General features: G+C 61.0%; 22 protein-coding genes. 10 read left to right on the forward strand and 12 right to left on the reverse strand.

The features are described 5' to 3' along the window. Positions 1-26 precede the first annotated feature (26 nt). Positions 27-227, forward strand: a complete 201-nt coding sequence (locus JG739_RS28320) for a CsbD family protein (RefSeq protein WP_091595138.1) — start codon at positions 27-29, stop codon at positions 225-227. A gap of 138 nt (positions 228-365) precedes the next feature. Here JG739_RS28320 and JG739_RS28325 read toward each other — a convergent pair whose 3' ends face one another. Further along, positions 366-566: a hypothetical protein gene (locus JG739_RS28325; RefSeq protein WP_202364394.1), complete on the reverse strand. Its 201-nt coding sequence runs from the start codon at positions 564-566 to the stop codon at positions 366-368. A gap of 313 nt (positions 567-879) precedes the next feature. On the opposite strand from JG739_RS28325, the gene JG739_RS28330 reads away from it, so the two are divergent. Further along, a complete protein-coding gene (locus JG739_RS28330; protein ID WP_202364395.1) occupies positions 880-1,794 on the forward strand; it encodes a transglutaminase family protein in 915 nt (304 codons plus the stop codon). A gap of 23 nt (positions 1,795-1,817) precedes the next feature. Here the strand turns inward: JG739_RS28330 and JG739_RS28335 are convergent, their stop codons facing one another. The 8 genes from JG739_RS28335 to JG739_RS28370 all read right to left on the reverse strand — a co-directional run bounded on the left by JG739_RS28335 (position 1,818) and on the right by JG739_RS28370 (position 8,661). After that, positions 1,818-2,117: a DUF1236 domain-containing protein gene (locus JG739_RS28335; RefSeq protein ID WP_202364396.1), complete on the reverse strand. Its 300-nt coding sequence runs from the start codon at positions 2,115-2,117 to the stop codon at positions 1,818-1,820. A 447-nt stretch (positions 2,118-2,564) separates the two neighbouring features. Then, positions 2,565-2,792 (reverse strand): hypothetical protein, encoded by a 228-nt coding sequence (locus tag JG739_RS28340; protein WP_202364397.1) that lies wholly within the window; start codon positions 2,790-2,792, stop codon positions 2,565-2,567. Positions 2,793-2,799: 7 nt separating this feature from the next. Beyond that, positions 2,800-3,045, reverse strand: a complete 246-nt coding sequence (locus JG739_RS28345) for a hypothetical protein (protein WP_202364398.1) — start codon at positions 3,043-3,045, stop codon at positions 2,800-2,802. Positions 3,046-3,275: 230 nt separating this feature from the next. After that, the gene (locus tag JG739_RS28350; protein WP_244749605.1) at positions 3,276-3,959 is read right to left on the reverse strand and encodes a Crp/Fnr family transcriptional regulator; all 684 of its coding nucleotides are present in this window, start codon (positions 3,957-3,959) and stop codon (positions 3,276-3,278) included. 341 nt (positions 3,960-4,300) lie between these two features. Next, the gene (locus JG739_RS28355) at positions 4,301-4,957 is read right to left on the reverse strand and encodes a GntR family transcriptional regulator (protein ID WP_202364399.1); all 657 of its coding nucleotides are present in this window, start codon (positions 4,955-4,957) and stop codon (positions 4,301-4,303) included. A 19-nt stretch (positions 4,958-4,976) separates the two neighbouring features. Next, a complete protein-coding gene (locus tag JG739_RS28360) occupies positions 4,977-6,293 on the reverse strand; it encodes an aspartate aminotransferase family protein (protein WP_202364400.1) in 1,317 nt (438 codons plus the stop codon). 5 nt (positions 6,294-6,298) lie between these two features. Then, complete coding sequence (locus JG739_RS28365; RefSeq protein ID WP_202364401.1) at positions 6,299-7,357, reverse strand: phosphotransferase; 1,059 nt, start codon at positions 7,355-7,357, stop codon at positions 6,299-6,301. Next, a complete protein-coding gene (locus tag JG739_RS28370) occupies positions 7,354-8,661 on the reverse strand; it encodes an ArgE/DapE family deacylase (RefSeq protein WP_202364402.1) in 1,308 nt (435 codons plus the stop codon). Before JG739_RS28370 ends, JG739_RS28365 begins: the two co-directional genes overlap by 4 nt. Here JG739_RS28370 and JG739_RS28375 point away from each other — a divergent pair. From JG739_RS28375 to JG739_RS28410, 8 genes are all read left to right on the forward strand, one after another. Beyond that, complete coding sequence (locus JG739_RS28375) at positions 8,599-9,543, forward strand: GNAT family N-acetyltransferase (RefSeq protein ID WP_244749606.1); 945 nt, start codon at positions 8,599-8,601, stop codon at positions 9,541-9,543. The genes JG739_RS28370 and JG739_RS28375 overlap by 63 nt on opposite strands. After that, entirely contained in the window at positions 9,544-12,258 is a 2,715-nt protein-coding gene (locus JG739_RS28380) for a LuxR C-terminal-related transcriptional regulator (RefSeq protein WP_202364403.1), read from the forward strand. Positions 12,259-12,341: 83 nt separating this feature from the next. Then, entirely contained in the window at positions 12,342-13,463 is a 1,122-nt protein-coding gene (locus JG739_RS28385) for a class II histone deacetylase (protein ID WP_202364404.1), read from the forward strand. Beyond that, positions 13,408-14,325 (forward strand): urea ABC transporter permease subunit UrtB, encoded by a 918-nt coding sequence (urtB, locus tag JG739_RS28390; protein ID WP_244749607.1) that lies wholly within the window; start codon positions 13,408-13,410, stop codon positions 14,323-14,325. Before JG739_RS28385 ends, urtB begins: the two co-directional genes overlap by 56 nt. Further along, positions 14,322-15,308 (forward strand): branched-chain amino acid ABC transporter permease, encoded by a 987-nt coding sequence (locus JG739_RS28395; protein ID WP_202364405.1) that lies wholly within the window; start codon positions 14,322-14,324, stop codon positions 15,306-15,308. The genes urtB and JG739_RS28395 overlap by 4 nt, the downstream gene beginning before the upstream one ends. Further along, positions 15,305-16,009, forward strand: coding sequence for an ATP-binding cassette domain-containing protein (locus tag JG739_RS28400; protein WP_202364406.1), 705 nt, complete (start codon positions 15,305-15,307; stop codon positions 16,007-16,009). The genes JG739_RS28395 and JG739_RS28400 overlap by 4 nt, the downstream gene beginning before the upstream one ends. Before the next feature lie 2 nt (positions 16,010-16,011). After that, entirely contained in the window at positions 16,012-16,713 is a 702-nt protein-coding gene (locus JG739_RS28405; protein ID WP_202364407.1) for an ABC transporter ATP-binding protein, read from the forward strand. Positions 16,714-16,755: 42 nt separating this feature from the next. Further along, complete coding sequence (locus tag JG739_RS28410) at positions 16,756-17,925, forward strand: substrate-binding protein (RefSeq protein WP_202364408.1); 1,170 nt, start codon at positions 16,756-16,758, stop codon at positions 17,923-17,925. Positions 17,926-19,122: 1,197 nt separating this feature from the next. Here the strand turns inward: JG739_RS28410 and JG739_RS28415 are convergent. The 3 genes from JG739_RS28415 to JG739_RS36260 form a co-directional block, all read right to left on the reverse strand. Next, positions 19,123-19,824, reverse strand: a complete 702-nt coding sequence (locus tag JG739_RS28415) for an endonuclease/exonuclease/phosphatase family protein (RefSeq protein WP_202364409.1) — start codon at positions 19,822-19,824, stop codon at positions 19,123-19,125. A gap of 257 nt (positions 19,825-20,081) precedes the next feature. Further along, positions 20,082-20,891 (reverse strand): class I SAM-dependent methyltransferase, encoded by an 810-nt coding sequence (locus JG739_RS28420; RefSeq protein ID WP_202364410.1) that lies wholly within the window; start codon positions 20,889-20,891, stop codon positions 20,082-20,084. 454 nt (positions 20,892-21,345) lie between these two features. Then, positions 21,346-21,600, reverse strand: a complete 255-nt coding sequence (locus JG739_RS36260; RefSeq protein WP_342216468.1) for a hypothetical protein — start codon at positions 21,598-21,600, stop codon at positions 21,346-21,348. Positions 21,601-21,729 lie beyond the last annotated feature (129 nt).

The raw sequence follows: 21,729 nt of genomic DNA on the forward strand, positions 1-21,729 counted from the left end.
CCCTTTGAGAAGCAAAGGAGGAATTCATGAACTGGGATCAAATCAAGGGAAAATGGATGCAGTTCAAGGGTAGGGCCAAGGAGCAATGGGGTGACCTCACCGACGACGACCTTGACCGCATCGAGGGCAATCGTGACCAACTCGCAGGCCGTATCCAGGAGCGCTACGGAATCGCCAAGGAAGAGGCAGAGCGCCAGGTGGATGACTGGTCCAGAAGCCTCACCTGAGTCTTCAATATCAAGAATATCAAGGCTGCGCCGTCGATCGGCGCAGCCTCGGCATCATCCGAACTCACGCTCGGAAATGAGGTGCATGCGACGGCGGCGAGCTGATCTGCGCCAGCCGTCGCTCCCGGATTTTCGGAGCTAGCGCGCCGATTGTCTCTTGGCCTGCACGGCGACGGCGGTGAGGAAAGCCGTTGCGGCAGTATCGCACGCCGCTCGCGACGGGCTATAGGCGAAAAGGATCAGTTCGGCAGCTCTTGTCGTCAGGCCGTGCTTTTTAGCGAAAGCAGTTATTTCGTAAGGCTCGTCGTGGTCTATGGCCAGTTCGTAGTCTTCATTCATTGCTTCCTCCCGTTTGCGACGTTCCTCGCCTTGGCCCCTCCGCGGCGCAAGGATTAACTTCCCCGGTCTTGAGAGAGTATACCAATTGGAGATTGCAAAAGCCCTGGGGCGAACGTCCGCTGCTTTTATCGCGGCCATGCTCCCAACGGAACGGGAGCAGCGGGCCAGCATGCCTATCACTTCGGCGCCAGCCGTGCTGGCCTGTTCATCAATCCGCCTGATACGCCGTATTGACGGGCAGCCCCATTTTGTCCGCTGCACATCCAAAAAGATTATATGATGGCGCTGATACGCACGTGGTCGACGCAAGCCAATGCCGATCTTTTCAGTCAAGCACACGACCGTCTATCGCTACACGCAGCCGGTGACGTTCGGCGAGCACCGGCTGATGTTCAGGCCGCGCGACAGTTTCGATCAGCGACTTCTGGATCACGCCCTGTTTGTCGACCCCGAGCCGAAAGAGATTGGCTGGATCCACGACGTTTTCGGAAACTGCGTTGCGGTCATCGATTTCAGCGGCGCGGGCGACGAACTGCGTTTCGTGACAGACATCCGGCTCGATCATACGCCGCAGCATGCGCCTGATTTTCGTATCGACGACGCAGCACTCAGCTACCCATTTTCCTACGATCCCGACGAGGCAACCGACCTCACCCAAACCATCGAGCGCCATCACCTCGATGACGGCGACGAGATCGGCAAATGGGCACGACAGTTCGTCAGTGCCAAAGGGCGCACCGGGACCGGCAAATTGCTAATGACGCTTTGCTACGCCATACACGAGAGCTTTGTTTATTCGCGTCGAACCGAATCAGGGACGCAACCGCCTCTTATGACCTTGCACCTGCGTCGAGGCACATGCCGGGACTTTGCGCTGTTCATGATGGAAGCGGTTCGTTCGCTCGGTTTTGCCGCCCGTTTTGTGACCGGCTATGTCTATGTGCCGAACCGCGACAGCGGTTCTGTCGTCGGCGGCGGGTCGACGCATGCCTGGTGCCAGGTCTATCTGCCTGGCGCGGGTTGGGTCGAGTTCGATCCCACCAACGGCATTGTCGGCAACCGGGACCTGATCAGGGTGGCTGTGGCCAGGCATCCCGGGCAAGCCATCCCGCTTTCAGGAAGCTACTGCGGAAGCGCGTCGAGCTTTCTCGGCATGACGGTGGAGGTCAAGGTGGTGAGGGAAGTCGGCATCAACAAAGGCGCCAGCCCGCCGCGCCTTTCGGCATGACGGGCTTCAGCGCGAGGGTCACGTCAGTCGTAGACCTTCACAATCTTGCGGGTACCTGGATCGACCAGGACAGTTCGGCCCTCGATGACGACGTAGCGGTACTGAACGTCCGGCACCTCGTAAAGCTCGACTGTTTCGGGCAAAGCTGTGCCGATGTTGAGTTCCACGCCAGGAAGGCTGAGTGATGCCACCGGTTTCTTTTTCACGTATTCCCGGATCACAACGTCCTGCTCGGGTTGAATAATGACGTCCTGAGCGGCGGCGGCGCCGACACCGACGAGCAGAAGGACGCCTGCCGCAGCCAATGTAAGTTGCTTTCCCATAATAGCCTCCAAGCAACCTTCAGCTGCGGTGCTTGATTGCTGCCGCGGCGGGTTGCATGGTTATCTCAACGATGCGGAGCAATTCTTGTTCCACCGGCTGTGCGCGAACCGGCTGCCAGGGCCCTATCAACGCTGATGTTTGGCGGCGCCCGCGAACACCCGCTCAAGGGCTGGTTTCTTTTTGAGGCGGCGCGTTTGGGACTGGACAATCAGCCTGTGGCCATTTTTCACACGGAGAGGGCTTGTCGCCAGCGTCGCCATAACGTTCCACGAGTTTTGCGAAGCCGTAGGCGAAGGCGGAAAGCAGCGCCAGGATAACCACTATGCGAGCGGCCATACGGGATTATAGCAGAATCCTGCGGCGCCATCGTCCCGGACCATATGCGCTTTCGGCCCGGTTCCGCCGTGAGGGGCGGGGCGACTGCGCAACCGTAACGCGCGGTACTGCTACCCAGAGGGTGCATCGAAATCGATGACAAATCCCGCGTCGATGGCGCTTCGCGCAATGAGATCGCCAATTTGCCAATCCGTGAGGTCGCAAAGTGGAAACATCTCCCTCACGGCGATGGTCACTTCGAGGATCGAGACGCTCGGATTGTCGACATGATCGATCAGATAGCCGACAATCGCTTGCCGAACATCCAGGGAATTTGGCTTCTGCAACGGTGCGGACATTTCCGGCCTAAGAATGCAGCCGTGGTTCTGGGACATCGGCTGTTTTGGCGTCGAACGCGACGGGCACGCCGTGCACCACGCATGCCGCCGCCAGCATCTCCTCCAACTCATGATTGGTGGCCTTGCAGGCCGGCATGAGTGTTCGAATGGCGCGGATCGCCTGTGCGATCGAGAGATACCGGGCCTTGCCTCTGGAAAGGACATAGGCCTCAGCCGCGCCTTCAACTGAGATTGTGTGAAAAGTGTTGCTCATCAACAGTTCCTCCCTGCATACGACTTTCGTCTAATATGCGGCGGCCTTCAAGCTTATGTCTGATTTCGAACAATCGGTCGGAGGCTAAGGCGCGTGGCCTTTGACCGGGCGACGCGCTTCGGCCTGCATGCCTGTCGCTATCCAAAAACCCGCTGCACACCCTCGAGTCGGGCCGCGGGCTGGTCCAAGGCTGGATCAGGCCCCGAGGGCATGCTCTTGCGAGGCATGCATTAGCCGAAGTGACGTTGCTCCTCGTCGCCATAGGCACCATGCGTGAGCTTTATCATTCCAGCACGGTCGACGATGGTGATCTCGCCGCGCCCGGCATGAACCAGCCCCCGATATTCAAGCATTTGCAGGGCGGTGGTGACCCCGGGGCGCCGAGCGCCGAGCATGGTCGCCAGAAATTCATGCGTCAGCCGGATCGTGTTTCCTTCGGTCCGGTCGTGGACCATCAGCAACCAGCGAGCCAGCCGTTCCTCGATCTTGGAATGGCCGTTGACCAGTGCCGTCCGGGACGACTGGACAAGGAAGTCATGGGCATAGCGAAGCAGCGATGCGCGAAGCGACTGGCTCCTTGCCGCCTCAGACCGAAGATTCTCAACCGGCAGGCACCAGCCATTGCCTGCGACCTGGACATAGGTTTCATTGGGAGAGCTGTCCTGGCCGAGAATGACGGCAATGCCCGTCATGCCATCAAAGCCAATGATCCCGACTTCACTCTGCCGCCCTCCAGTCATGCTGGCGACCACCGAGGCGATGCCCACCTCTGGAAAATACACATGCTCGATCGGCTGATAGGGGATCTCGAGCTGGGCTTTGAGGTTCAGTTCGACATGATGCATCGACGGCATCAGCAGCGCGAAATCCTCTGGCGAGAGGGCTTTCAACACATGATTGCGAGGAAGGGACACGGCTCTCTCCTGGACGGGCAAGAGCACGTACCCTCTCACTGTCGGCTGCATCCGCAGCACTGGCGGCCGATATCGAAGCATAGGTGCAAACGCGCGATTGGCAAAACCTTCGCCACAAGCGGCAGACACCGCCCTGGCGGCAGTCGATGTGGCCCCTTTGCGCATCCTTGCGCGCCCGCGCAGCTGCACCAGTGCGGCATAGAACCTTTCTAGAAAGCCTTGGAAACTGGTGCTGCGAGGAGGATTGAACTCTGAGTTACGCTAATGAAATCAATGCTTTACAAGACAGTTTGTAACGTTGTGACGGGCGACAGAATGAGCAAAAAACGACAAGCAGACGGTCACTCCGTCTCGGGCAGCACACTGACAAGCACCGCAGCAGCCACGCTGATATCGTCCGCTATAGAAACCCGAACAGCAGGACCATTACCTTCCTCCAAAGCGGCGACAATCTTGCAGTGGGCATCGTTCGACCGCGGAATATAGCGGTCGGCTTCCATTAGAAGTTTGAGATAAGGCCCCACCCTGCCCCACAGGTCGCTGATCATGTTCAGCAAGATCGGTGCGCCGGCTTGCCGATAGATGGCAAAATGGAAGGACTCGTTCAGCGCCAGGTAGGTTCGAGCGTCGCCGGTCTCGACGGCTTGCTGCATTCCTTGAAGCGCGGCGCGTATGTCGGCCAGCCCCCTTGCGGTTATCCTGGTCGCAGCCATTTCGCCGGCCAGCCCCTCAACAGCGATGCGAATGCGCGTCAGTTCCTCGAATGCGGAAGAAGACAGCACAGGCACGATGATCGAGCGGTTGTTCTTCATCTCGAGAAGCCGCTCGGCGACAAGCCTTTGCAGCGCCTCACGGATCGGCGTCGTGGAGATTCCGAACATCTCGGCCAGCTTGCGGATGACCAGCACTTGGCCAGGGTTGAAACTGCCCGAGATAAGCTCCTGCTTGAGCGCAGCGTAAGCGCGATCGTTCAGGGTTTGATGTTCGAGCTTCAGCATGTCCGTCGATGAATCCTGGTCACCACTGAGAAAGGGCGCGATCGAGCGTCTCGGCCAGTTGCTCGGCGTTGTCCCTCGCAAATGGCAAAGGCGGCCTGATTTTGAGAACATTGCCGCGCGGACCGCAGGAGCTGATCAGCACACCGTCTTCGCGCATGGCTTCGACAACCGCTGATGTCTTGGTGGCAGCCAATGTCTCGTCGCCGCCTGCCGTCAACTCGACGCCGAAATAGAGCCCGTTGTGTCTGACGTCGGCGACCATGCCGTGCCGGCTCTGCAGTGCACGCAGCAGATCCCCGGTATAGCCACCGACCAGGCGCGCGTTCTCAATCAGCCCCTCGCCTTCGATCACTTCGAGAACTGCAATGCCGACGGCGGCCGCGACGGGATTGCCCCCGAACGTGTTGAAATACCCCGTGTTCGAGCCGAAAGAGGCAACAAGCTGCGGCCGCACGATCACAGCTCCCATAGGGTGCCCGTCACCGATGGGCTTCCCCAGCGTGACGACATCAGGCTCGATGCCATAGTTGGCGAAGCCCCACATGCCTTGGCCCAGCCGCCCAAAGCCGGACTGGACCTCATCAGCAATGACGATGCCGCCCGCCTTTCTGATGTGGTCCGCGGCCTCGCGCATCACCGCTGCGTCTGGAAAGAAGATGCCATCGCTGGAAAAGGCGGAGTCGAGAAGCATAGCTGCTGGGCGAACATCGTGCGCGCGCATGTCCTCGATGGCAGCCGCGACATTCTTCGCAAAATTATGCGCTGCCTGGCCATGATCGCGGAACGTGTCCGGCGCTGCGACCGCGCGGTGCTGGGCGGGCACCGCTTTCGCTCCGACCGCAGCCGGTGACAGCTGCGCCGTTGCGATCGTCGCGCCGTGATAGGCGAAGTCGGTGATGATCACCCCGGTTCCACCGCTGGAATGCTGGGCGATCCGAATGGCGAGATCGTTGGCCTCGCTGCCGGTGCAGGTGAACATGGCGTGGCCAAGATGGGGTGGGCAGGTGCCGAGAAGTTTTTCTGCGTAGTCGAGGATGATCTCGCTCAGGTAACGAGTGTGCGTGTTAAGTGTGGCGGCCTGCCCCGATAGTGCCTCGACGACGCGCGGGTGGCAGTGCCCGACCGAGGCGACGTTGTTGTAAGCATCCAGGAATTTCCGACCCTGGGCATCGTATAGCCAGACGCCGCTGCCGCGCACCAGATGGATCGGGTTGCGATAGAACGCACGGTAGGTTGGCCCAAGCACCCGGGCGCGACGTTCGAGCAGTGCGCCTTCGGATGCCGTCGGACCGGCATCGGCGAAGGCGTTTGCGGGGTATGTCGGGGATTGGGACACGAGTTCTACTCCGGATTTGAATGGTCGAGCAAATAGCGGGTGGCCTCGCGGGACGATAGCTCATCCAGCCGTTCGAGCGATGTCCAGACTTCGGTGGCTAAGCGCAGGACATAGTCGCGTTTGGCCGGGAACCGCTCTGCCTGCCAGCTGGCGATGTTGACGATCAGAGCAAGCCGCGCACGGATCAGATGGAATAGAATGCCAATTTCTTCGACTTCGAGGGGCTGCACCGATTGATAGCCTGCAACGAAGCGCGAGGCCGGCGCAAGCGGATGGCCTTCCGCCGGCCAGCGGTAGACAGCGCCGATGGCCAGGTCGCAGATCAGCGGCGAATGGATCATGTCGCCGAAATCAAGGATGCCGCTCACGACCTCCGGCCGCGAAGCCTCCATCACCACATTGTAGGAGTTCATATCGTTGTGCACGATCTGCGCACGCAGCTTCGGAATGACCGGAGCGGCATGCTCCTCGAAGGCGTCGATGACACGCTCGACCATCGCCCGTCGGCGGGGGTCTGCTATATGCGCCATCATCGGGCGGGTCTTGGCGATCTTGCGAATATCCCAGAGCAGATCGCTGCCTGCGGCCGGGTGGAAGAACCCGCGCAGAGCCCGGCCGAGGCGGGCAAGAAATATGCCGAGGTTGCGATCCTGCGCCGCCGAAACCGGCGATCGGGCAAGCAGCTGGCCGGGTAGGTAGGTCACCAGCCGGATCATGCGCGGCGCAGATCCGTCGACCGAGACCGCGAATTGCGCCGCGCCCTGCAGGCTTTTCCGCACAAAGGGAACCGGCAGGGTGGGATCGACCAGGCGGGTGTGGTCGAGGGCCTTGTTCTGGAAGTCGGTAAAGCCGGCGTCCTCTGCCGGGTGGGAGATCTTCAGAACGAACTCGCCCTCACCATCAGTGCGGACATGGAAATTGTGATCACGCTCGCCAGGTAATGGTTGGGCCGTGCCAGCCAGATCATAGTGCTTCCGCAGGATAGCAAGCGCGTCGGCTGTCGAAACATCCGGCGCATTCTCGGCTAGTGTATCGCCGGATGCATCATGCACAGCCCTGCTCATGGCTTTGCCACCTGTTCGGGGTCGACGGGCTCAAGACCACACCAGTCAGCGATGAACAGCGCGATGGTCTGTGTAACCTTGCGCACTGAATCGAGATCGACTGCCTCGTCATAGCCATGCGGCATACGGCAGATCGGGCCGTAGACGATCGCGGGCGTGTCGGCATAGAGGCCAAAGAACCGCGCATCCGTAGTTGCCGAGGTAACATACTCCGTGAGCGGGTCGCCCCAAACGGCGGCGTGGCTGCGCCGCAGCACAGCCTCCATGTCTTCGGCGCCCTCCAGGATGTAGCCCTCGGCCATGAAGCCGTTATAGGTGATGCTGGGCATGCGGTTTGCCAAGAAAGGGTCGCGACGCGCTGCGTCGGCGACACAGGCCTCGATTTCGGCCCGGGCCTTCTCGAGCTCCTGGCCCGGATAGACGGCGACGCGCATTTCGAACACGCAGCGCGCCGGAACGCTCGACGTCCATTCGCCACCGGCGATCTTGCCCAGATTGAAGCGGATGGGATGGGGATGGTCACAGAAATGCTTGTGATCGACCTTGCGCTCGTTCCAGACGATCTCGAGCTGCTTCAGCGCCTGGATGATCACGAATGCCTTCTCGATGGCATTGGCGCCGGCAGAGAAGGCGCCGGAAGCGTGCTGCGGATCGCCGTCGATCTCGACCCTAAACCAGATCGGCCCGACTTGAGCCCGCATCAGACGTGGTTCCAAAGGCTCAGGGATGAAGGCGGCATCGGCGCGATAGCCGCGCTGCAGGCAGGCGAGCGCGCCATTGCCGGTGCACTCTTCCTCGACTACCGACTGCAGGAACACTTTCGCGGCTGGCTGATACCCGAGGCTGCGCAATGCAGCCAGAGCGTAGAGACAAGCCGACAGGCCGGCCTTCATGTCGCCAGCGCCGCGGCCATGCATCCAGCCATTCTCGATCGTCGGATCGTAGGGATTGCGGGCCCAGCGATCCAGAGGTCCTGTTGGCACGACGTCGATATGGCCGTTGAGGATCAGCGAACGGCCTGTGGCACTTCGCGGCGTGTGCTTGGCAACGACGTTGAAGGCGTCGTCATAGGAGACTGCCACGGGTGAAAAACCAGGCAGGTCGCGAATCGCATCGATGTCGACACGCCACATGTCGACCTCGTAACCGTCGGCTTCATACGCAGCCGCCATGAACGACTGTGCGGCGTGTTCCTCGCCACGCTGCGAGGGAATGCGCACGAGGTCAGCCAAGAACGCGACTTGTCGCGCGAAGCCATCGTCAACTGCTCCGAGAATGGCCTCGTCTGCAATTCGCTCAAGCATCAAGTTTTCACTTTCGCATGGATGATGTATCATATCTCATATTCCATTTCTGTGAAATGCAAGAGGCAGCGCAATCAAAAATCCGATCCAGGCCTGAATGCCTCGGTTGCCAGCCCATCCGCAGTGTTGGCATCAGTGGCCGCAAGCCGATACTGCTATCAGGCAGACAGCAAGAGCAATGCATTGATCATCAAAGACACAGTGCCGGCCGAAATTACCGATCTCGCCATTGGGTATCATCGCCTGCCTGCGGGCAAGCTCGCCAACGCGGTGACGTGGATGGAGGCGCGCGCCCCAAAACCTGCCCTCGCTCAACCCTTAGCCATGACCCGGATCGTGGCGCCCGACTGCGTATCCTATCGGACGATCTTTCTCGAGATAGGCGGGCCCTGGCTGTGGGACCGGGTTTCGGAAATGTCGGATGCCGAGATAGCTGCCCATTTCGCCGACACGCGCCAGCACCTCTACTACGGCTACGATGAAACAGGTGCTCATGTCGGCATGGTCGAGTTCTTCGCTGCTGACCACAATGAAATCGAGATCACGTATTTCGGCCTTTTCCCCACTTTGACTGGCCGAGGCTTCGGAAAGCGGCTGATGGCTGGCGCGCTCGATTTGGCCTGGCGCCTCAATCCCAGTCGTATCTGGCTCCATACGAGCAGCTTCGATCATCACAGCGTCATCGACTTCTATAACGCCTGCGGATTTGTGCCCTTCGCGACTGGCTTCGAAATCCTCGATGATCCCCGACTAAAAGGAACCTTGCCGCGCAATGTCGCACCGCAGATTCCATTGATCGAAGCGGAGTGGAGTGGCCCGCACAGGCAGCACGGGCAAGACGTTTTCCGTCTGCCAGAGAAGCGACAGATTACGCGGATCTAGATGAGAACAACTCCGCAACCCGACACCCCAGCTTCGCCTCATCACCGCCGGTGGGTCCGCCGCGCGACCATCCTGTCGGCGCTCAAGCGGCACATCGATACGCGGATCGTGCTGTTCGCCGCGCCCGCAGGCTTTGGCAAATCGACGACTAAGGCGCAATGGGCTGCGGAAGTGGTGCGTTTAGGCCGATTGACCGCGTGGCTCTCCTGCGAGGCGACAGACAATGATGAGGGCGCCTTCCTGTCGCATCTGATTGGAGCGCTGCGCCACCTAGTCCAAAGCCCGGCTGAACTTGACCTTGCCTTCCAGTCGAGTCCGATCCCGCAGCTCGATGTCGTGCTCGCCGCATTGGTGACGGGCCTTGCGGCACGTGAGGCCGACATCACCCTGTTCTTCGACGACTACCACGCCATCGAAACGCCGACGGTTAAGCGATTCATGGAGCGCCTGACGCGGCAGGCGCCGACTAACGTCGCCTTCGTTATCGGTTCGCGTAGCCTGCCCGACCTGCAACTCGGCAAACTCAGGGTGCTTGGCGACGTCCTCGAAATCGGACCTGACGATCTTCGTTTCGCATCCTCTGAAGCAGAAGCCTTCTTCAACGAGAAGCTCGGCCTCAGCGTCAGCAGCGGCATGGTGGAGACATTGTGTTCCCGAACCGAAGGATGGGCCGCCGGCTTGCAACTGGCCTCATTGTCGCTCAGCGCGGCGCATGCAGTCGAAACTGCCATCGGCAATTTCACTGGCGCCAACCGCAACGTCGCCGATTTCCTGATGGGCGAAGTGTTCGTGGAATTGCCGCCGGCGATCGCGAAGTTCCTGCTCTACAGTTCGATCTTCGAACGCTTTAGCGCCGGGGCCTGCCGGGCAGTGATGCGCACGGCGGATGCCGAGGCAACGATCACGGAAATCGAGACCCGCAACCTGTTCCTGGTGCCACTCGACGAGGAGCGCCGGTGGTTCCGCTACCATCATCTGTTCCGCGACTTCCTTAGCCGCGAAATGGAACGGCGCGAGCCGGAGATGATCGCACCGCTGCATCTGGCGGCAGCCGAATGGTTCGGCGAACGCAAGATGCTGACCGAGGCCATCGGCCATGCGCTGGCGGCCGGCGACCAGGCCCGTGCGGCGGTGTTCGTTGAGAACCACGCGCTGAACCTCATCGCGCAGTGCCAGCTTCTCTATGTGCGCCAATTGCTGGCACTGCTGCCCAAGAGACTAATCAACCAGCGCATCCGACTTCAGCTCGTCGTGCTTTGGCTGGCAGTCCACAGCAGCCAGCCCGAGATAGCCGAACAGACGCTCAGCAATGCGCGCAAGCTCGTTGAAACGGGGCCAACTGACGGCAAGGATCCCGGCACGTTGACCGGCACTACGATTGAGGCCGAGCTCGTCGTCCTTACCGCCGCCGTCCACAGCACGCTGGAGCAGTTCGAACAAGCGCGCGATGCCGCCCTCGCGGCCTTGCGCATCATCACGCCGGATGCATGGTTCATGGAGGGAGCGACAGCCAATGTCGTCGGCTACAATCTTTATGCGCTGGGCGACCTTGTTGGCGCGCGCGCTGCCATCGATGCAGCGCGCAAGGCGCACGAGCGAAGCGGCAGCCTCCTCGGCGTCACTATCGCCAAGTGCTACATGGCTGTGATCGAACGCTCGGCCGGCCACTTGCCTGCGGCCGAGCGGCTACTGCGCGACGCAATCGCTGACGCCAGGGCGCGGATCGGCCCGAATTCCTATGCCGAGGCGCTGGCTGGAACACTGCTTGCCGAACTTGCCTATGAGACCAACGCGTCGGGCGAAGCGCTGACACTCGTGGAGAATCTTGGCCCGCTGATCGAGGGCGCGGCGGTCATCGTCTATCCGCTTGCCAGCGTGCCGACCTATGCTCGCGTTCTGCAGCTGACCGGTCGCACCGAAGCCGCACTCGATATGCTGGAGCGCGTCTATGAACGCGTGCGGGGCTCGGTGTATCGCCGCCTCGCTTCGGTGCTTGTGCATGATCGTGTCAGGCTGCTTCTCGACCAGAACCGCGGCGCCGACGCACGCGCGCTATTTGGCGAACATCGTGGCAAGCAGGCCGAAACCGCTCCCACCGTCGCCAACGAATTCGATTTCTTCGCTGAAGGCAGACTGCTGGCAGCCGAAAAATCCTATGTGACCGCCGACCGAATTTTTGATGGGCTGTTGCAGCGGACGAAAGACAGTGGACGCTGGCGCCGCCATATCCTGGCACTGATTCTGCGCGCCAAGAACGCCGGGCACAATCAACGTGAGGCCGACCGCTATCTGCTCGAGGCGCTGCGCCTTGCGCAGCCATCTGGGTTCATCCGTTCGTTCGTCGATGAGGGAATATCTGTTATCGAAGGGTTGATGCGGCTGCGTGCGGCGCACGCAAAGACCGATCCGGCACTTTCAGCCTATGCCACGCGCATCATTGATGCCGCCCAGACGACGCCTTTGCGGGTCCAAAAGCTGACGTCACCAGCCGCTGAGAAGGATCAGCTTACCCAGCGCGAGGCCGAACTGCTGCGCTGCCTGACCGAAGGCATGTCCAATCGTGATATCGCTGTCGCGATGTCGGTGAGCGAAACCACGGTGAAGTGGCATCTCAAGAATATTTTCAGCAAGCTGGCGGTGACCAACCGCGTCCAAGCGGTGCGCGCCGCACAAACCAGCGCAATCCTGCATACCCCTCCGAAAGGAGGGGCATAGAAGATTGGTGCCGCCCCCTCTTTCGGGTCGGGCCGTTCCATCGCAGGCCTGCTAGCGTCACCTGGTTTCGGAGGACGCTGCTGATGGCGACGGGTTACGTTTTTCACGAACAGCTGATGTGGCACGATACCGGCTCGAGCGCCGACATGATGCCTCCCGGCCGTTTTGTGGAACCCGGCCGGCATCTGGAATCGCCCGGCTCGAAGCGTCGGCTGAACAATCTCATCCAGGTCAGCGGCCTGTCGCGTCATCTGGTGCCGATCATTCCAGAACCGGTCTCGACCGACGACCTGTTGCGCGTGCACACGCAACGCCACGTCGACGATATCAGAATGCTCAGCGAGCGTGGCTCCGGCTTTGCCGGACCGCAGGCGCCGATCGGCCTCAACAGTTTCGACATTGCACTACTTTCCGCAGGCACGACCTATACCGCCACGCGCGCCGTGTTGACCGGCCGCGTCGACAACGCCTATGCACTGGCCCGACCCCCCGGCCACCATGCCGAGCCCGACCAGGCGATGGGCAATTGCCTGTTCTCCAATATTGGCGTGTCCGTGCGCCGACTGCAGCATGAAGGCCTGCTCCGCCGCGCAGCCGTTGTCGACTGGGATGTGCATCACGGCAACGGCACCGAGACGGTGTTTTATTCCGACCCTTCGGTGCTGACGATTTCCGTGCATCAGGACAATCTTTATCCGACCGGGCGCGGCGCGCTTGCGGACAACGGCAAAGGCGCTGGCGAAGGCTACAACATCAACATCCCGTTGCCGGCTGGCAGTGGCACGGGCGCCTATGAAGCGACCTTCGATCGCGTCATAGCCCCCGCACTGCGAGCCTATAAGCCGGATCTCGTCATTGTCGCCTCAGGCTTCGACGCCTCCGGATTCGATCCCCTCGGCCGCATGATGCTCAATAGCGAATGCTTCCGACGCCTCGCCGCACGGATGGTGGCACTTGCAGCCGAGACATCGCAGGGACGCCTGATGATGACCCATGAGGGCGGCTATTCGGAAGGCTATGTGCCTTTCTGCGGCCATGCCGTCATCGAGACGCTGGCCAATCACCGCACCGAGGTGATCGATCCGCTGTCCGAGCATATCGACGAATGGGCCGGGCAGGACTTGCAGCCGCATCAGGCGGCGGTGATCGATGCCGCGGAAGCCCTGCTCGCCGGTCTGCGCCAACGCCTCGCCAGCGCGGCCTGACGCGATGGATTTTGTCGTCACCACGCTCCTCAATGGGCTGACGCTGATCAGCATCCTGATGCTGGTCGGGCTTGGGCTGGCGATCAGCTTCGGCCTGATGAACGTGACCAATCTGGCGCATGGCGAGTTCGTCACCGTCGGCGCCTTCGTGGTCTATTTCGTCCAGAGCATAGGCGGTTCCTTCTGGTTGGGGCTTGCCTTGGCTCCCATCGCCGGCGCGGTAGTGGGTTGCGTTCTGGAATTTGCCATCATCCGGCATCTCTATTCGCGGCCGGTCTCGACTGTGCTCGCCACCTGGGGGGTCAGCCTGATCCTGCAGCAAGGGATGGAACTGACCTTCGGTCTCGGCGCCAAACCGGTGACGCCGCCAATCGAAGGCACGTTCGACCTCTTCTTCACCGTCTACCCCGCCTACCGCCTGATCCTGATCGCCATCGCCATGCTGACCTTGCTCGGCGTCATTCTGCTGATCGGCAGAACGTCCTTCGGGCTCGATATCCGCACCGTCATCCAGAATCGCGAGATGGCCGAGGGCGTCGGCATCAACACGCGGCGCACCTACGCCATCGCCTTCACCTTCGGCGCCGCCATCGCGGGCCTAGCCGGCGGCCTGGTAGCGCCATTGGCGATCGTCCTGCCGCAGATGGGGGTGAACTACCTCGCCAACGCCTTCTTCGTCGTCATCGTCGGCGGTGTGGGCTCGATCGGCGGCCTCGTCGCCGGCAGCGTCTTCGTCGGCGGGCTGACCAGCATCCTGAACTACCAGATATCGCCATCGCTGGCACAGGCGGCCGTGCTGCTCGCGGCCATCGTAGCCGTTCGGTTGCGGCCCAACGGCTTGTTTAACGGAGCGTCGCGATGATCGCCCGTGACCGCAACTGGCTGCTGATCTTCGCCTTCTGCGTGGCGCTCGCCATCCTGTATCCGTTCATCGCCGATGGCTATCAGCTTACGGTGATCCGGGACGCACTGATCTTCGGCCTGTTTGCTGCGAGCCTCGACTTCTTCTGGGGCCGCACCGGCATTCTGTGTTTCGGGCATGCCGCCTTCTTCGGCATCGGCGGCTACATCATGGCCCTGGTCACGCTCAACGACGCCATCCCCTTCGCCAGCCTACTCGGTGTCTTGGGCGCGATTGCTGGTGCGGCCCTTGTCGCCGCCATCATCGGTTACTTCCTGTTCTTCGGCGGCATCCGTGGCAGCTACTTTACCATCGTGACGCTGGCCCTGGGCGTCATCTGCCAGCAAGCGGCTGTCTCCTGGAGTTCGGTAACCGGCGGCGACAGCGGCCTGATCGGCATCCCGCCGATCGAGTTCGAGGTTGCCGGGTGGCATGTCGACCTCGGCCAGGACCTTCCCTCCTATATTTTCGTCTCGGCCATCGTCGCGGTAGCCGTGTTCGCACTGTGGTCGCTGAGCCGTGGCCGTTGGGGGACGGTGCTGACCGCCATCCAGGACAATGAAACCAGGGCCGCCGCGCTCGGCCACAACGCGCCCTTGCGGCTGCTCATCACCTTCATTCTGTCGGCAGCGATCGCCGGGCTGGCCGGCGCCCTCTATGTCTGCATGGCAGGGTTGGTGGCGCCCGATCTTTCCGGCCTGCTTCTGTCGACGGAGGTGATCGTTTGGGTGGCGGTCGGCGGGCGTGGCACGCTGCTTGGTCCGGTGCTCGGCGCCATCTTTATCCAGCGCGCGCAGCAGACGATCAGCAGCTTCAATCCGAGCCTGTGGCCGCTGCTGCTCGGCTGCGTCTTCGTCATCATCGTCTTCGTCTTGCCGGATGGCATCCTGTCGGTCTACGCGCGGCTGAAGAGCCTTTTCAAAGGCTGGAGGCGCGCGCAATGAGCGATGTCCTGCTGCAGGCTGCAAATGTTGGCATCCGCTTCGGCGGGCTGCAGGCGCTGGAAGCATTGAACCTCACCGTTCGCGATAAGGAGCTCTGCTGCATCATCGGACCGAACGGTGCCGGCAAAAGCACGTTCCTCAACGTGCTGACCGGCACGCTTCGTCCGACCAGCGGTAGCGTGCGTTTCCTCGGCCAGGACATTGCGGGCATGCCATTGCACCGCATCGCCCGGCTCGGCATCGCCCGCAAATTCCAGATCCCCTCGATCTTTCCCAGCCTATCGGTGGAAGACAATCTGAACGTCGCGCGGTGGAGCGTGTCTTCACCAGCCCGCCCGGTTCGTGAGTTGCTGGACCTGGTCGCGCTCGGCAAGCGCGCCGCCACGCTGGCTGGTGAGCTCGCGCATGGCCAGAAGCAATGGCTGGAGATCGGGATGGCGCTCGCGATCGAGCCGCGGCTGCTTCTGCTCGACGAGCCGACCGCCGGCATGACGCCTCAGGAGACGCTGGCGACGGCCGAAATGCTGTTGCGGCTTAAGGGCGAGTTTTCGATCGTCGCAGTCGAACACGACATCCGCTTCGTGCGGGCGCTGAACAGCGAGACGCTGGTGCTGCACCAGGGCCGAAGGTTACGCAGCGGCCCTTTCCACGACATCGAGGCCGACGAGATGGTCCGCGACGTCTATCTGGGGAGGCGCTGAAGATGCTGCGGACAGTGGCAGTTTCGGCCGGCTACGGCGTGCTCCCGGTGGTTAGCGGTGTCGACATCAAGGTCGCAGCCGGCGAGGTAGTCGGCCTGCTCGGCCGCAATGGCGCCGGCAAGACAACGCTGCTGCGTGTCATCGCAGGGGCGTTGCGGACCAGGGGCGGGGCGGTGGTTCTCGGTGACCAGGATCTCACCCATGCGCCGGCCTTCCGCCGAGCGCGCGCAGGCATCGCGCATGTGCCGCAGGGCCGCGGGATTTTCAACCAGCTGACCGTGCGGCAGAACCTTGAGGTCGGCACCCGCGCCGCCAGGGGCCGTGGCGACAGAGCCATTCCGGCCGACGTCTTCGACTATTTTCCGATCCTTCGCGAACGTGAATCGCAGGTCGCCGGCACGCTTTCGGGCGGCCAGCAGCAGATGCTGGCGATCGGCCGCGCGCTTTGCGGCCACCCTTCGGTGCTGCTCCTCGACGAACCCTCCGAAGGCATTCAGCCGAATATTGTCCAGTCTATCGCCGAGTTGGTGCCGCGCATCGCCCGCGAGCGCGGCATCGCTATCATCCTCGTCGAGCAGAATCTCGATCTCGTTCTCAAGGCTGCCGATCGATGCCTGGTGATGGAGAAGGGCAGGATCGTCCATTCGGGCGCGCCGGAGGCGTTCGCCGACGAAACCCTGCTCAAGGATCTACTGGCTTTGTAAGGCGCGCATGGGGCGCGCCTGGGAATAGAAGGGAACACAACAATGATAAGCAGACGAACTGTTTTGAAATCGGGCGGCGCCGCAGCGGCCTTCGCCATGGTCGGAGCGCCGGCGATCTTGCGCGCGGCCGATACTGTCAAGATCGGACTGTCTATCCCGATCACCGGGCTGCAGGCGATCCTCGGCGAAACGCTGCTCAATTGCTACAAGCTGGCCGCCGACGATCTCAACGCCGCTAACGGCATCGGCGGACGCCAGGTCGAGCTGTTTGTCGAGGACAACCAGACCACGACCAAGGGCTCGATCGACAAGGCACGCAAGCTGCTCAACGAAGATAAGGTCGACGTGATCATGGGCACGATCATATCGCCGGAGCGCAGCGCAACGCTGTCGGTGACCTCGAGGGCCAAGAAGCTGTTCTTCTACCCGACAAACTTCGAAGGCGGCGAATGCAACCGCTACTTCGTCGCTACCGGCCCGATCCCGATGCAGCAGGTCGACCCGATGATGCCGTGGGTTGCCGAAAATCTCGGCAAGACAATCTACATCATGGCCTCAGATTATGCCTGGCCGCAGAAGATGACCGAGGCAATCACGGCGGCCTATGAGAAGGCCGGCGGCAAGATCATAGGCGCCGACTACTATCCGTTCGGCACGACAGATTTTGGCCCCGCGTTCCAGAAGATCAAGTCGCTGAAGCCCGACGTCGTCTGGTCCATGGTAGTCGGCAACGACGCAGTCACCCAGCTCAAACAATATCGTAGCTTCGACATCAAGCAGCCGCTGATCGCCCCGCTGGATGAAGTCTTCAACAAGGATGCGCTTCCGCCCGGCGTGGCAGCCGGAACTTACGCGCCTCAGCCCTACTGGATGGCGCTCGACAACCCGGTCAACAAGAAGTTCATTGCGAGCTTCCGCGATAAGTTCGGCCAGGAAAAGATGGTCAACGGCATCGGCGAAGCCGGCTACAACGGACTGCACCTCTACGCGCTTGCCGCCGAGAAGGCCGGATCGCTGAAGGACGACGATGTACTGGCAGCGCTATCGACGATCGAATTCGATGCGCCGCAAGGCAAGATCCGGGTTGACGCAACCAACAATCACACGCTCTGCCATTCCTATGTCGGCAAAGCAGCAGCCGATGGCATCGGCTATGACATCGTCAAGGATTTCGGCGTCATTGCGCCGGTAACACCAGACTGCAAGGTTTAACTGGAGTGGCTGCGCCGTTCATTCGGTGCAGCCACTTTTCCCAGCGCTGTCGATTTCACCGGAGGATTTGAGAACCACTGGAAAAATCGGACGGCCTGAAGCTGCCTCCGCCCGCGCCTCGGATTCCCTCGGCGAGGTGAACTATATTCTTTTCGAGCGAACCTCAATCCGCGGAAAATTCGTCAGCAGACGGTCTTGCCATTTCTTGCCGCGACGCGAACTGACATATCTGCGCTGTGGCTCCAGTCGTGACAGGCTGTCACGCCGTCAGATGGCGGCCGAGTTCATCTCTACGCATTCGACCTTGTGCTACCAGTCGGCTGAGCGTCCCTGGGACAGACGTCAACTTCATGTCGGTGGAACCAAGGGGTATGGGGGTGCCACGCATGGGCCTGTTATCCGATGGGTCGTAAGAAAATTTGGCCGGGATGTTCCGCTCCCCTCCTTTTGACCGGTTGAACCCGCTCACCCGAATTGTCTATCCGAGCTAGCTCAAGCGGCCGATTTCGGGGGCGACCTATATCGGCTACTAATGACCTGTCGCTTGACGCTGGGGGTTAATTGGGTGGGCACGCGCGTCAGGCCGGGTGTGCAGGCTGGGGTACGGAAGTCGCAATCTTTGAAGGTCCGTCCCCGGCCGCACCCTTGAGACACCCGCCCGGGTGGCCTTGGGGGCGGCACTAGCCGGTGTAAGACTGACAAGCTGCCCAAGGCTCCGCTGTCTGGGTCATCGCTCAGTCACTATTTAGTTGTGCTGCCACTGCACCCCGCGAAGGCAGCTCAAAGCAGCGGGGACTAACCCCAAGCCCCCACCCCGGTCCCCGCTGCTCATTTACCGTCACGGAACCCCCCGAAGGTCCAGCCGATCCAGAGCGCCACCTTCAGCGCCCGTTCAGCGACCTTCGGCCGTGCCTCCTCGCCCCCGTAGTCCTCCCCGACGCTGCCTGAGGAGATCCTGAGGAGATCACCGACGCAAAGGCAACCCCTCAGGCACCCGCTCGTCGACCACAAACGCCCTCCGCCGAAGCCTGACGATCCACTTTCGGCCGCTTCGTCAAGGAGACCGCATTACCTGCCTGGGCGATCCTGATGATGACCGCAACGGCAACCACCGCCGTTACCTTGCCGCGATCTGACGCGGCGGTGGGGTCGCTGTGCCATGCGCATCCCAAACCGCCGGGCTCGAGCTAGCTTGCATTAGCAAAGATCGACCGTGAGCGGCACATGATCGCTCAACCTGGTCGTGACAAACTCGTCATAGCTTCCCAGCACTGCTGAGGACACCGCAATGCTGTTTGGCACAAAGACATAATCGATGTGAAAGCCCTGAACCCGCTTCCATTGATGGAAGTAGGTGGATGCGTTCTCCGCGCCGAATCTCTCCCCATGGTGCCCGTGCCACGCGCTGACCAGGCCAAGCCGATCAAGAACGTCCAGAACTCGCGCGAACTTCGCGTCCGGCTGTCTCCTCGCGTCGAAACTTACCAATTGGTTGAAGTCTCCGGCGAGGATTGCCGCGTTTTTGGAAATGAAACTCGACAGTTTGGACATGGCCCCCAACGTCGGCGCGACGTAATTTTCATCCTTTTTGACGCAGACACCGACAAGGTGGCGTTCCTCCGAGCCACGTACGGCTCTAACGGGAAGAAACAGCCGTTCTTCGATGATGGGATCGATACGTTCGATCTGCCATCCGTTCATTCCGACCACTGCAAGGCCGTAGTCCGGATTGGTGCCTATCCAAGCTCCGGACGCATCGCCCTTGACGAGCGCAGCACAGTTGTTCGGAACTTCGGAAAGAATGGCAATGTCCGCCCCGATCGCGGTCAAGGCGGTCACCTTGCGATGAAATCCGCCCGCACAATTCCACGCCACCACACGCAATCGTTGATTTTCCATTCGCGCCCACCCGCCTCTCGCTCATTCTCCCCATGTCATTAGCCAAGGCAACGGTCCGTCGATAACGGTCGTCGCTCAAATGATTGTGGACAGCAAACACCGGGAGGGGGAACCGCCGGTAACCGGTTGTCCGATCAGGCGGGCGGATTTTTTCTGGGATATTTGAAGGTACATCGACCCCTCGCCGTTTGTTCCCCGTGACCGAGGCGAGTGGTAAAGCCGAGGTGGGTTCGTTATACCATGAAGAACACGGCATATCACCCGGGCTTGCTGGCGATCACGGTGTCCTGTTGGCGTTTCGATCGAGAGCCGTAGACTATGTCATTGACGGCCAGGCCCACTCCTCGGTACAGGTCACGTATGTAACTCTCGATGTAGTGAACCCCGTGCTCAGGTGCGTCGAGTCGGAAGACCTCACAGAACTCCGAATAGTCGTGGAGCGGAGGGCCTTTCTTCTTCTCTGTCAACCAGAAGCTGGCTGTGCAAGTCGCTCCCTTCGCCATCACGCGCGTGATCTCGGAGAGGTAGTGCTCTAGGTCGACAGGAAGCATGTGAGTGAACACAGAAACCAAGAAGACGAAGTCGAACGACTCGTCCTCGAAGGGAAAGCGGTACTTAGCTGCGGCCAAGCGGCCTCGGGGGTTATAGTATTTATTGTAGACGTCAGCATGATGAAATCGGAAGTTGAGATGTTGCCGCCCTACAGTCCGCCGACAATAACGCACTTTGAATGGATCGATCTCTATTCCGTCATAACTCCCCGATCCTGTCAGATAGCCGGTCAGCGGCAACGCCATGCGGCCGATGCCGGAGCCGACATCGAGAACCCGGTCCGTAGGTTCAAGGCCTCGCTCGATCAGCCAAGAAATCATTGACTCACCGATGGCGATGAACTCTCGCAGATTGCGAGAGCCGTCCATCCGGTCGGCATCGTGGAACATCCAGCAGGGTGGAGTCAGTTCATCACGCTGTCCCAAGAGCAGTCCAGCCCGATCTATGACATGATAGCGCACCGGATCCGGCAACAGCGCGATCCCCTTTGCAACTACTTTCGCGGCCAGCCTCATGATTGCCCACCTCAGTTTTGGCGTCGAGTGTCGCTTTCTTGAGATCGTCGGGACTCTGCCATACGGATGAGATTCATAGTGTATCTTCAGCATCCGTGTCGATTTGAAGGCAAAACGAGCGGCCGAGCATCGCGAATAGGCGCTCGAGCCGCCATGATGCCAACGCCTTCTCAGCCGCGGGGGATCGGCCCCGATCCTTAAGACGGTTTGACGGATCAGACCGGCGGCGCGGGCAGCGACGGGGCGAAGATCTCGCATGTTTGGCGGAGCTATGGTTCCTTCAGGCAGCCGGAGTGACCAACGCTTTCGCCGATCAGCCAGCCCGCTCCAACGTCCGCTTCACCTGCATGGCTGTCCATTTCCCACACCGCGATGTCGCTAGCCCATGCTGTCGGAGGTCGCCGCGATCTGGCTGAGTTTCTGCCCTCTGCCTTGAACGGCCCGATGACCACCATCAGCTTCTTGGCGTCGGCTTCGGCCTTCGCCTTGATTGCCTCGGCCCGAACCAAAGTGCCAGGTCGAAGACCGCCGAGCTTCGTCCCTCTTGCCTTGGCCGCTGCCAGCGCCGCCCACGTCCGCTTCGAGATGAACTCCGCTCCTGCTCCGCTAGGGCCGCGTAGATGTGAAGCTGGAACTTGTCTGCGTGCGGCATCGAGGCCACCCGCAGCTTGACCTTCTTGTCGTCCATGACGGTGGCGATGAACGACACCCTGCGGCTGAGGCGGTCGAGCTTGGCTACCAACAGCTCGGCCCCGCTCTGAAGGAGCGGCGGTCGCTGGCCCTCCGGAGGCAATCTCGATATCGATGCTGATCCCGCTTGCTGTCACGTCTTCGAATA

Origin of the sequence: Mesorhizobium sp. L-2-11, assembly GCF_016756595.1 — a bacterium.
Lineage (GTDB): Bacteria > Pseudomonadota > Alphaproteobacteria > Rhizobiales > Rhizobiaceae > Mesorhizobium.